The following is a 10,814-nucleotide window of genomic DNA, read 5'->3' as shown; positions in this document are numbered from 1 at the left end:
AAAAGTGAGTCCACGACCTCACATGTCTTATCGGTGTCGTAATCTAATGGAAGTAGATGAAAGGCCTTAAATGGACATCAGAATCGGCATCAAAAATAGCCCGCGCGAGCTCAGCTTTGAATCGGCACAAACCGCCAGTGAGGTAGAGGCAGTTGTTTCAGCCTGTCTAGAGTCTGGCGCCAAGGTTTTGAAGCTTTCTGACAACAAGGGCCGTCAGTTTGTCGTTCCAGCCGAATCTCTTGCCTACGTTGAGATTGGTGCTGAAGAAACTCGTCGAGTTGGGTTCATCGCCTAATGGATCCGATTACCCTGCTCTGCGTTGCCTTCATCGTGGTTTACGGCCTAATTCTGGGCCTGGTTGCCCCGTATGTAAACCTCACCAATGAGAACTTTGGTTCACTGGTTCCAACCGGTCTTGCGATTGTCTCGGGCAGTTTGCTGTGGGCAATTTTGACTTGGTCAGGCATGCACTACGACGAACCATGGATTTGGATCATCGTGATGTTGGGTATGCCTGCAGCCATGTACTTTGGCGGCCGCCAGATTGCAAAGACTCGGAGCTAACAGCTCAAACTAATTGCCGCTTGGCCTGAATTGTTCAGGGACTAGGCGGTTAGCCCAAGCGCATCCATGCGCACGGTGTGGGCACCGATCAACTCAGTAATCAGTGGCTCAAGCTTCGAGTACGAGGCCAAATTCACGGCACGCTCTTCTTCGAGGGTTAGCTTCTTGGACTTGGACACACCCGCCAGCTTGCGGTTGTCAAAGGCAGCACGAAGCTCGAGAAGCACGTCACCCATAAGTCGACGACCCCAAAGGGCAAGCCTCGAACCTAGGGTTGGGTCTTTTTGCATCGATTCCAGCAGCACGCGCTTGGCAAACTGCTCGAACTTTTTGTCACTCAAAGCCTTCTCAACATCCGCGCGCAACAGTGGGTCAAGACCTACCGCCAATCGGCGATAGAAATCATCGAGCAGACCCGAAACCAGGTAGACCTTGATGACGCTTTCGTACCAGTCGAGTCCGTTGGTTCGAGAGTGGAACATTTCGATTCGCTCAACGAATGGGTCCATCGCATCGGTCGGATCGATACCCTGGGCAGCAATCTTCTTGGCAATTGAGCGGTACTTTTCAAAACTTTTTGCGGCAGCCTCACCAAGCTCTGCCTTGTACTGAGTGTTTGGCGAGTACTTGAGTTCACTGGTCAAAATCTCAAATTGACTCAACTGAAGGTAAGCCAACTGACCAAGAAATGACTTGGCGTCTGGGGTGTACGGCTTTAGGTTAACCTCGCCGGTATTACGGGCGGCGCGCTCTTCACGAGGCGGCAACGCAAACTTGCGGGCACCCGTGCGAATTCGTTTAAACCAATCAAACACATTGACAAGGATACTCATCATCCCGAGACATGGTGTAGCACCGCGAGTAGACTGAACACGACTATAGGAGCACTATTGAATTTCGCCGAATTAGGCATCGATGAAGACATCGTTGAAGCCCTCGCATCTCGAGGCATCACCAGCCCATTCCCAATCCAGGAAGAGGCTATCCCGGTTGCACTGACCGGACAGGACGTTATTGGCCAGGCCAAGACGGGTACCGGAAAGACTTTGGGCTTCGGCCTTCCACTGCTTCAGAGCTTGGGCAAGGACCCTGAAAAGGGCGCGAAAGCTTTGGTTGTAGTTCCAACCCGCGAGCTCGCTATCCAGGTTGCCGATGACCTAAAACTTGCTTCAGCAAATCGCTCAACCATGGTGGCGGCAATTTACGGTGGTAAAGCTTACGAAGAGCAGGTCGCAGAGATCAACGCCGGCGCTCAGGTAATTGTCGGCACTCCGGGGCGACTGATTGACCTTTCAAAGCAGAAACTTCTCGACCTGGGCAACATCCGCTTCATGGTTCTAGATGAGGCCGACGAAATGTTGGACCTCGGGTTCTTGCCAGACGTTGAAAAGCTTTTCGCCTACACACCAGATGGTCGCCAGACCATGCTGTTCTCGGCCACAATGCCTGGAACCATCGTGACCATGGCCCGCAAGTATCAGAACCGTCCAGTCCACATTCGCACCAATGACCCAGATGAAGGCCAGACCAAGGCTGACATCAAGCAGTTCATCTACCGTGCTCACGCACTGGACAAGGATGAAGTGGTGGGCCGCATTCTGCAGGCCGAGGGTCGCGGAAAAACCGTAATTTTCACCAAGACCAAGCGCCAGGCATCGAAGGTGTCTGAGGAGCTAGTGGACCGCGGCTTCAACGCCACCGCCCTGCACGGCGACATGACCCAAGAGGCCCGCGAGAAGTCGATGGCAGCATTCCGTTCAGGAAAGCGCGACATTTTGGTTGCGACCGAAGTTGCAGCGCGAGGTATCGATGTTGACGACGTCACCCACGTAATCAACTACACAATTCCAGAGGACGAGAAGGCCTACCTGCACCGCGTTGGTCGCACTGGTCGCGCCGGCCGCACTGGTATTGCCGTAACTTTTGTGGACTGGGAAGACTTGACTCGATGGGGTCACATCAACACCGCCCTAGAGTTTGGTCAGCCTGAGCCAACCGAAACCTACTCGAGCTCAGCTCACCTATTTGCCGATCTTGAGATTGCACCTGGCACCAAGGGCAGAATTGCCAAGACCAAGCGCCCTGAGGGCTGGAAGCCTGGCGACGACGAGAAGCCTCGCGCTAACGGTGGTCGCGCTGGCGGACATGCCGGCAGAAACCACAAAGATGGCGCTGGCCGTGGAGATAAGGATCGCCGCAGAAATGGCGATCGCCCGCACAAGGCCACTGGTGACGCACCAAAGTCAGATGCTCCTCGTGCTGAGAAGCACGGCGAGGGCGAGCACAAGCGTCCACCTCGTCAGCGCACTCGTACGCGCCGTGGCGATTCGCCTGCCTCTAACTAAGCCCGTTTTCTTGGCGGTAAACGGCAACCAGTGCGTTGGCGTGCCCGTGACCAATTTCGTGCTCAGCTTTTAACCAATTCACGGCTTCCATATGCTTCATGCTTTTGGTGGCCTCGAGAAGGTTCATCCAATGCTCAATTGGCTTGCCGTACTTTTTCTCAATTGATGGAAAGTATGACTTTGGTCCCATTACTTTTTCAGTGGACATGTTTTCTCCTTGCAAGAAATTTTAAAAAAACCAAAACCCACAAAACCATTGAAACTAATAGCCCCAAGACGGACACAGCAAGAAGTATTAATTTGAAACCAAGGTCCAAACTCGGCAGGCTGCCAACTACGCCAGTGGCCATCGCCAGTATCGAAAAAACAAAAGACGCCAGCTTCAGCCTCACAGCGCAGCCTTGCTTCCTGTGCCGGCTGCCAAAATTCTTTGAAACATTTCTGGCGATGTAGTGTTCTCACCCAACCGATTGGGCTTGCCGTGGACGCCGTGGTAGTCACTTGAACCGGTGACAATCAGGTCATGTTCGACTGCAAGTGACAGCAGCCACTCTCTTGCGTTTTGCGGCACTTCGCGGTGGTAAACCTCAAACCCCGCGAGTCCGGCATCGATGAGTTTTTCAAAGTGGTCCTGCGGCAAGTCGCCGCGCGATGCATTCGGCGAAATGTCGGTTAGCGGGTGCGCAATTACTGGCACTCCCCCAGCTTCAAGAATTAGCCGGATAGCGTCAAAGCTGTCGACTGTGTCGGTTGGAACGTAGTACTTGCCGCGACTATCCAGTGGTCCACGAAAAGCAGCACTGCGATCATCTGCGGCACCAAGGTGCACCAGCGCATCGGCAATTGCCGGGCGACCAATAGTTGCCCCATCCTCAATCATTTCCAGAACGAGTTCCCACGTGATGTCGTAATCCTCGGCAAGTTTGTCGACCATCAACATAGCCCGGTTTTCACGCGAATTTACGGTGGTCAGCAGTTCTTGCCTCAGCGCCTTGTTATCAGGGTCGGGCAAGTAGGCCAGCATGTGAACACTGATGAATCGATTGCGACCAGCAACCTTAACCGAGGCGCGCGTGGTGACCTCGATTCCCGGCACAAATCCCATTCCCAGGCGGCTGGCTGCCTCACTAGCCTCAGCCCAACCATTGGTGGTGTCATGATCGGTGAGCGCGAGTACGTCTACCCCAGCTGCAGCAGCGTGCTCAAAAACCTCGGTAGGAGATTCCTTGCCGTCTGACCGAGTTGAGTGACTGTGCAGATCAATGATTGCCATAGTGCCAGAATAAAGGCATGAGGAGCCGCACCCCGCACAGCAAAAAATTCTTAGAGTACATCGGTTCAAACTGGGCTGACTCCGAAACATCTATGCCCGAACCGGCTGAAGTGGTGCCATACGCCGCACGCCGCCGTGAAGCTGTTGCCGCCGCGTTTGCCGGCAAAGTCTTGGTCTTCGAATCTGGTGCCGCCCAGGTGCGCTCGAATGACACCGATTACCTATACCGCCCGCACTCAGCCTTTAGCCACCTGACCGGTTGGGGTTCGGCAGCGGTTCCTGAATCGGTGTTGGTTATTGATGCCCGGGGCGCCGAGGCAATCAGCACCCTTTACTTTCGTGAAACCGCTGGTCGAAACACCGATGAGTTTTTCGCAAACCCTGCCATCGGTGAATACTGGGTTGGTCAACGACCATCACTGCTTCAGGTATCAGCCCAGCTGGGCCTTCAAACTGCCTCGCTGAACCAGCTTTCAAAATTCAAAAAGTCGGTTCCAAAACTAGATCTTGTTGCGCACTCAAAGAGCCAGGAACTTGCCCAGTTTGTTTCTGAGCTCCGACTAATCAAAGACGAATTTGAAATCGCAGAGATGCGCAAGGCAGTAGCAGCCTCGATCAAAGGATTTGAAGAGGTGGCCAAGAACCTCGGCGCAGCCGCAGCCCACCCACGCGGCGAGCGCATCGTTGAAACCGCGTTCTACGCTCAGGCTCGAATTGAGGGCAACTACCTCGGCTACGAAACCATAGCGGCTGCCGGTCCCCACGCCTGCGTGCTCCACTGGGTGAACAACGATGGCCCGGTAAACAGCGGCGACCTAATCCTGATTGATGCCGGCGTTGAGGTGGACAGCCTGTACACAGCCGATGTGACCCGCACGCTGCCGGTCTCAGGTAAATACTCCGAAGTTCAACGCAAGGTCTATGAAGCGGTTCGAGAGGCCGCCGATGCCGCATTTGCGGTGGCCAAGCCAGGAAACAAATTCAAAGATGTTCACGCAGCAGCCATGGAGGTTATTGCTGCGAAAACAGCTGAGTGGGGTTTCTTGCCGGTGTCAGCCGAGGAATCGCTGCTACCGGAAAACCAGTTTCACCGCCGCTGGATGGTTCATGGCACCAGTCACCACCTGGGTCTCGACGTGCATGACTGCGCACAGGCTAGGCGCGAAATGTATCTTGAGGCTGAAATCCAACCCGGCATGATTTTTACCATTGAACCGGGGCTGTATTTTCACCAGGATGACCTGCTGGTACCGGAAGAGTTCCGCGGTATCGGGGTGCGTATTGAAGACGACGTGCTGATCACGGAAAACGGTGCCGAAAATCTAACCGCAACCTTACCTAGACAAGCCGAAGAGGTTGAAGCTTGGCTGCAAAAGCTGGCCCGCTAACGCGTAGAAAAACCTGCGGTTTGCTACAGGGTTTTGGAAGCCATGATGGTGGCCGCCTGATCAGCAAGGTTGCGTGGAACCTGAACCTGATATTTTGAGGCAACCACGGTTGATTGGCTGATGAATGAACGCTTGTTTTTAGAAAACGCAAAGCGCAGGATGTTGATCAACATACCCACACCGGCACCGATAAACACTGCCGAAATAACCGGTGCAAAGGCATCCTGTGTGGTTACTGCCTCCGGGTTGGTCCCAAAAATCAGTCCCCAGATTAGACCCAGCCATGATCCGGTGGTTGCACCGCCCAGCGCTACGCGGGCATTGCTCAACTTGCCACGAACACGCTCAACGGTTCGAAGGTCTTTGCCGACAATGGCAATTTGGCCACCTGGAAACTGCTTTTCAATAAGCAGGTTTACAAGGTCAGAAGCCTCTGCGTAAGTCTTGAATTCACCGATGACCTCGCCCTGAGGAATTACCGGGGCCTGGGATCGGGGGGTTCGCTTATTGTTCACAATCCCATTCTGGCACGCCTTCAACCTCTCGTCTAAGGTTGAAGAGTGAGCGCAACTAGAGTATTCGTCGCCAGATTGGCTGGCTGTGGCGTCTTTGACCCTGCGGGAGACCGCGTAGGTAAGGTCATTGACGTTCTTGTGGCGTACCGTAAATCGGGCTCACCTAAGGCCACCGGAATGCTGGTCGAGATCAGCGGACGCCGTCGCGTTTTTGTTCCGATTACCCGAGTTACTTCTATCTCAGCCGGTCAGGTAATCACCACCGGCTTGATTGACCTGCGCAGATTCACTCAGCGCGGCCAAGAAACCCGCGTGATTGCCGAAATTTTGGGCCGCAAGGTTCGACTGCTTGACGGCAGTGGTCCGGCGTCAATCGAAGACCTAGCCATTGAGCAGGGCAAGCAAAAAGAATGGGCGGTTACCGAGCTGTTTTTGCGCCGCCCAAAGACTTCGGCATCACCATTTGCACGTGGCGCAACGCTTTTTGCCGCCTGGGAGCAGGTTAGCGAAGAGGCACGAACTGAAGAGGGCCAGAGCGCTCAGCAGCTGATTGCAACCTATTCTGAACTACGCCCAGCCGACTTGGCCTCGGCCCTGCTTGACCTACCTGACGAGCGCATGCTTGAGGTGGCCGAAGAGCTTGATGACGAACGCCTTGCCGATGTGCTTGAAGAGCTGCCTGAAGACGAGCAGCTGGACATCATTGCCGAGCTAGACGATGAGCGTGCCGCTGAGGTGCTTGACCTCATGGAGCCGGACGACGCTGCCGACTTGATGGCAAACCTGCCAGAAGAACGCACCGAGGCAATTCTTGATCTGATGGATGAAGAAGAAGCCGAAGACATCCGTATGCTCATGCAGTTTGATGAGTTCACCGCCGGTGGTTTGATGACCACCGAACCAATCATCTGCGCCGCCGATGCAACTGTGGCCGAGGCCATGGCTCTGATTCGTCGAGTTGAGGTTGCGCCAGCACTTGCGGCATCGGTGTTTGTAACCCTCCCACCTTACGAGGTTGCAACCGGACGCTACCTGGGCGTGGTTCACTTTCAGCGCATGCTGCGCTACCCACCGCACGAGCGCCTCGGCAACCTTTTGGACACCGAGCTCGAGCCGGTCAAGGCCGACACTCACATCTCGGTGATTCACCGAACCCTAGCTAACTACAACCTGGTAGCCCTACCGGTTGTCGACGACGAGTCACGCCTTATCGGTGTTGTAACCGTTGACGACGTTTTGGACCACCTATTGCCTGATGACTGGCGCACCGAAGACGAGGGAGGAAGCCGTGGCTAAGAACACACTTGACGCACCGCTACGCTCTCGTCAGCGGTTTGTCACCAAGATCTCAATTGACCGCGAACAGTTTGGTCGCGCTTCAGAAGCTTTTGCGCGCGCTATGGGTACCGGTGCTTTTCTTATCGGCATGACCATCGTGGTGGCCGTTTGGCTCACTTGGAACACCCTGCTGCCAGAAGCATCACAGTTTGACCCTCGGGCAACAAACTTCACGTTGCTGACCCTAATTTTGTCAATGCAGGCCTCTTACGCCGCACCGCTAATTCTGTTGGCTCAAAACCGCCAGGATGACCGCGACCGCGTTCAGTTTGAACAGGACCGCCAGCGGGCCGAGCGCAACCTGGCCGACACCGAGTACCTTGCCCGCGAGGTTGTTGCTCTGCGTTTGGCGATGGAAGAACTGGCGACCAAAGACTTTGTGCGCGATGAGTTGCGCGACCTACTGAAAGAAATTCTGGATGAGCGCAAGCGCGATTGAGCGTGCGCTGGGAACAGTAATTGACCCAGAACTTCGGTTGCCCCTGACCGAGCTCAACATGATTGACCTGACCGACGGTCTAGTTACGGTAAAACTGACCGTTGCCGGCTGCCCGGCGGCACAAAAAATTGAAGCCGATGTTCGGGCCGCAGTTGCCGAGTTTGGCGTAGACGTTGCCATGACCGTGATGTCGCAGGCCGAGCGCAACGAACTAAAAGAAAAATTACGAGCCGGTAAGCCACCCCGCACAAATCCGTTTGACAAGGACACCCTCACTCGGGTTTATCTGGTTGGGTCGGGCAAAGGTGGCGTTGGCAAGTCTTCGGTAACCACCAACCTGGCGGTTGCGCTCGCCGAAGCGGGGCACCGCGTGGGGCTCATCGATGCGGATATTTTTGGCTTCTCGATTCCGGGGCAACTTGGCATTACCGAGAAGCCGACGAGGGTAGATGAACTGATTTTGCCGCCGGTGGCTCAAGCCGGCAAGTGGGGCGTCAAAGTAATTTCTATCGGAATGTTTCTTGATGACAATAAGCCGGTGGCCTGGCGCGGACCAATGTTGCACCGCGCTGTGGAACAGTTTTTGTGTGACGTCTTTTGGGGAGATCTAGATTTTCTACTGGTTGACCTGCCACCGGGCACCGGCGACATTGCAATTAGCCTGGGTCAGTTGCTGCCAACCGCCAAGAGCATCGTTGTAACCACCCCTCAGGTTGCTGCCGCCGAGGTTGCTGAGCGTTCTGGATCGGTCGGCCTGCAGACCGGGCAATCGGTATTTGGTGTGATTGAAAACATGAGTTGGCTCGAGCAGCCAGATGGCTCAAAGTTTGAAATTTTTGGTCACGGCGGCGGTTTGGCTGTGGCCGAAAGATTGAGCGCTCTTTCGGGTCAAGCAGTCCCTCAACTCGGGCAAATTCCAATCAGCGTTGCCCTGCGCGAGGGCTCTGATGCGGGTTTGCCGGTGGTTCAGAATCACCCCGATGACCCCGCCGCCAAGGCTATCCGTGAAATTGCTGTGAAAATTAGCCAAGACAAGATTGGACTGGCCGGCAGACTGCTTAGAGTTAGCCTGTGAGTGAAACCAGCATTGTCTCTTTACTGAGCCACCTACCCCAAGGTCAATCAACCGTTCCGGTAATCAACCCGGCAACCGGAAAAAAGATTTATGACCTCCAGCAGCTTTCTGCCGAGCAGGTAATCGATGCTGTCTCAAAGGCCAGAGACTACCAACCGATTCTGGCTAAGACCGGGCTGCCGCAGCGCCAGCGCCTGCTGCTGAACCTGCACGACATCCTTTTGGGTTCCGATGAAAGGCTCATGGACCTAGTCCAGCTGGAGACCGGAAAATCTCGAGCGCACGCCTTTGAAGAGACTGTCGGCGCAATTGCCGCGGCCAGCTACTACGGCAAGATTTCGGTCAAGACCCTGGCCAGGCGCCGCACACGAGCCGGTGTTCCGCTGCTCACCAAAACCTATGTTGACCAGGTGCCGGTTGGTGTGGTTGGCATTGTGACCCCTTGGAACTACCCGCTGGCTCTGACCCTGCTTGATGTGCTGCCGGCCTTGGCTGCGGGCAATGCCGTAGTCCAGAAGGTAGACAACCAAACTGCTCTAACTGCCCTCTTTGCACGCCACCTTGCCATCGAAGCCGGCTGGCCAGAAGAGGCTTGGACTATCGTGACCGGAGATGGCGAGACCGTCGGAAACGCATTGGTAGATAGCGTCGATTACGTGGCCTTTACCGGCTCAACCGCAACTGGCCTGAAAGTTGCCCAGCGTGCGTCAGCGCGACTAATTGGGTACTCACTTGAGTTGGGCGGCAAGAACCCGATGATTGTGCTCGAGGGCGCCAAGCCTAAGCGGGCGGCCGAAATTGCGGTTTCGGGAGCGTTCAGCTCAGCTGGCCAGCTCTGTGTGGCAATCGAGCGAGTGTACGTTCCGAGATCGATGCATCAGGAATTTTTGACTGAGCTGACCAAGCAAATTGACGCACTTGAGGTTGGCCGGTCTGATGATTTTTCGACCGACATCGGCAGTTTGGGCGGGTACGTTCAACTTCAGCGCGTATCAGGTTATGTATCAGATGCAGTAGCCAACGGAGCCGAATTGGTTGCCGGCGGCCATGCACTGCCAAACACTGGGCCGTATTTTTATGCCCCAACGGTGTTGAATAATGTTCCTGCCTCAGCCAAGCTTTACCGCCGCGAGGTGTTTGGCCCGGTTCTGGCCGTCGAACCCTACGACGATCTAGACGACGCAATCGATCAAGCAAACGACAGTCAGTACGGACTAAACGCCGCCATCGTTGGCCCGGTAAAACTTGCCACCCGAGTGGCTAGCCGACTCAACACCGGTAGCGTCAACATCAACGAGGGTTTCCGCGCCAGCTTTGCATCGATGGAGTCGCCGATGGGTGGCATGAAGGCTTCTGGTCATGGGCGCCGAAATGGCCCGGGTGGATTGCTGCGATTTACCGAAACTCGAGTTATCGGTGTTGCCGGCGGCTTGATTAGGTTGCCGAGCCGAGCAAGAGACTACGAGAAGATGGCGCCGCTCATGAGACTCATGGTCAAATCCATGAAACTGTTCAGCTAAACCTAGGTGGCCTCAGAGTCAAACGGAGCTTGCTCGCCGGCGACCAATCGGGGCTGGCTTTGAACCTTGGCGGTGTTGAGCACCTGGGCCGGATTCGCAACCGGTGCGCCGTCCTCCACCAAAGCCTCACGAATAATTCTTCGCGGGTCGTACTGGCGAGGGTCCAGCTTCTTCCAGTCCAGCTCTTCGCCGATTTCAGCGGATAGCTGGTCCTTGGCGCCGTCGGCCATTCTGCGCAAACTTTTTACCAGGTTGGCCAACTGCTTGGCATAGGTTGGCAGCCGATCCGGTCCTAAAACAAATACGGCGATAAGCCCCAAGATTAGGAGCTTTTCACCAGTTAGACCGAACACCCTT

General features: G+C 55.2%; 13 protein-coding genes. 8 read left to right on the top strand and 5 right to left on the bottom strand.

What is annotated here, in order from left to right; genetic code table 11:
- The first annotated feature begins 70 nt into the window (after positions 1-70).
- Both OO731_RS01740 and OO731_RS01735 read left to right on the top strand, forming a co-directional pair.
- A complete protein-coding gene (locus OO731_RS01740; RefSeq protein WP_138275106.1) occupies positions 71-295 on the top strand; it encodes a DUF3107 domain-containing protein in 225 nt (74 codons plus the stop codon).
- Positions 295-564 carry a hypothetical protein gene (locus tag OO731_RS01735; protein ID WP_264890417.1) on the top strand — a complete coding sequence of 90 codons (270 nt, stop codon included), beginning with the start codon at positions 295-297 and terminating at the stop codon, positions 562-564. The genes OO731_RS01740 and OO731_RS01735 overlap by 1 nt, the downstream gene beginning before the upstream one ends.
- A 41-nt stretch (positions 565-605) precedes the next feature.
- Here the strand turns inward: OO731_RS01735 and OO731_RS01730 are convergent, their stop codons facing one another.
- Entirely contained in the window at positions 606-1,379 is a 774-nt protein-coding gene (locus OO731_RS01730) for a ferritin-like domain-containing protein (RefSeq protein WP_264890416.1), read from the bottom strand.
- 75 nt (positions 1,380-1,454) lie between these two features.
- On the opposite strand from OO731_RS01730, the gene OO731_RS01725 reads away from it, so the two are divergent.
- Positions 1,455-2,909, top strand: coding sequence for a DEAD/DEAH box helicase (locus OO731_RS01725; RefSeq protein WP_264890415.1), 1,455 nt, complete (start codon positions 1,455-1,457; stop codon positions 2,907-2,909).
- On the opposite strand, the gene OO731_RS01720 is transcribed toward OO731_RS01725, so the two are convergent.
- Together OO731_RS01720 and OO731_RS01715 are read right to left on the bottom strand one after the other, a co-directional pair.
- Positions 2,902-3,117, bottom strand: coding sequence for a DUF4287 domain-containing protein (locus OO731_RS01720; RefSeq protein ID WP_264890414.1), 216 nt, complete (start codon positions 3,115-3,117; stop codon positions 2,902-2,904). The two genes, OO731_RS01725 and OO731_RS01720, sit on opposite strands and share 8 nt — an antisense overlap.
- A 180-nt stretch (positions 3,118-3,297) precedes the next feature.
- Positions 3,298-4,182, bottom strand: coding sequence for a PHP domain-containing protein (locus tag OO731_RS01715; protein ID WP_264890413.1), 885 nt, complete (start codon positions 4,180-4,182; stop codon positions 3,298-3,300).
- Between the two features lie 17 nt (positions 4,183-4,199).
- Between OO731_RS01715 and OO731_RS01710 the strand changes: the two genes are divergently transcribed.
- On the top strand, positions 4,200-5,570 hold the full coding sequence (locus tag OO731_RS01710) for an aminopeptidase P family protein (RefSeq protein WP_264890412.1): 1,371 nt from the start codon (positions 4,200-4,202) through the stop codon (positions 5,568-5,570).
- 23 nt (positions 5,571-5,593) lie between these two features.
- Here OO731_RS01710 and OO731_RS01705 read toward each other — a convergent pair whose 3' ends face one another.
- A complete protein-coding gene (locus tag OO731_RS01705) occupies positions 5,594-6,085 on the bottom strand; it encodes a general stress protein (RefSeq protein WP_264890411.1) in 492 nt (163 codons plus the stop codon).
- A gap of 45 nt (positions 6,086-6,130) precedes the next feature.
- On the opposite strand from OO731_RS01705, the gene OO731_RS01700 reads away from it, so the two are divergent.
- Genes OO731_RS01700 through OO731_RS01685 form a run of 4 tightly spaced genes read left to right on the top strand, consistent with a single transcriptional unit; the run spans position 6,131 to position 10,457 of the window.
- On the top strand, positions 6,131-7,381 hold the full coding sequence (locus tag OO731_RS01700) for a CBS domain-containing protein (protein WP_138275099.1): 1,251 nt from the start codon (positions 6,131-6,133) through the stop codon (positions 7,379-7,381).
- Positions 7,374-7,862, top strand: a complete 489-nt coding sequence (locus tag OO731_RS01695; RefSeq protein ID WP_264890410.1) for a DUF1003 domain-containing protein — start codon at positions 7,374-7,376, stop codon at positions 7,860-7,862. The genes OO731_RS01700 and OO731_RS01695 overlap by 8 nt, the downstream gene beginning before the upstream one ends.
- Complete coding sequence (locus tag OO731_RS01690) at positions 7,843-8,937, top strand: Mrp/NBP35 family ATP-binding protein (RefSeq protein WP_264890409.1); 1,095 nt, start codon at positions 7,843-7,845, stop codon at positions 8,935-8,937. The genes OO731_RS01695 and OO731_RS01690 overlap by 20 nt, the downstream gene beginning before the upstream one ends.
- On the top strand, positions 8,934-10,457 hold the full coding sequence (locus tag OO731_RS01685) for a succinic semialdehyde dehydrogenase (RefSeq protein WP_264890408.1): 1,524 nt from the start codon (positions 8,934-8,936) through the stop codon (positions 10,455-10,457). The genes OO731_RS01690 and OO731_RS01685 overlap by 4 nt, the downstream gene beginning before the upstream one ends.
- A gap of 2 nt (positions 10,458-10,459) precedes the next feature.
- On the opposite strand, the gene OO731_RS01680 is transcribed toward OO731_RS01685, so the two are convergent.
- Positions 10,460-10,810 carry a Sec-independent protein translocase TatB gene (locus OO731_RS01680; RefSeq protein ID WP_264890407.1) on the bottom strand — a complete coding sequence of 117 codons (351 nt, stop codon included), beginning with the start codon at positions 10,808-10,810 and terminating at the stop codon, positions 10,460-10,462.
- Positions 10,811-10,814 lie beyond the last annotated feature (4 nt).

The organism is Rhodoluna sp. KAS3 (assembly GCF_026000575.1).
Lineage (GTDB): Bacteria > Actinomycetota > Actinomycetes > Actinomycetales > Microbacteriaceae > Rhodoluna.
The sequence above is the reverse complement of the archived record's forward strand: the minus strand, read 5'-3'. Positions and strand labels throughout refer to the sequence as shown.

Coding starts and splice junctions, on each gene's coding strand:
- OO731_RS01740 (WP_138275106.1), top strand. CDS start 71: ATGGACATCAGAATCGGCATCAAAAATAGCCCGCGCGAGCTCAGCTTT.
- OO731_RS01735 (WP_264890417.1), top strand. CDS start 295: ATGGATCCGATTACCCTGCTCTGCGTTGCCTTCATCGTGGTTTACGGC.
- OO731_RS01720 (WP_264890414.1), bottom strand. CDS start 3,117: ATGTCCACTGAAAAAGTAATGGGACCAAAGTCATACTTTCCATCAATT.
- OO731_RS01715 (WP_264890413.1), bottom strand. CDS start 4,182: ATGGCAATCATTGATCTGCACAGTCACTCAACTCGGTCAGACGGCAAG.
- OO731_RS01710 (WP_264890412.1), top strand. CDS start 4,200: ATGAGGAGCCGCACCCCGCACAGCAAAAAATTCTTAGAGTACATCGGT.
- OO731_RS01690 (WP_264890409.1), top strand. CDS start 7,843: ATGAGCGCAAGCGCGATTGAGCGTGCGCTGGGAACAGTAATTGACCCA.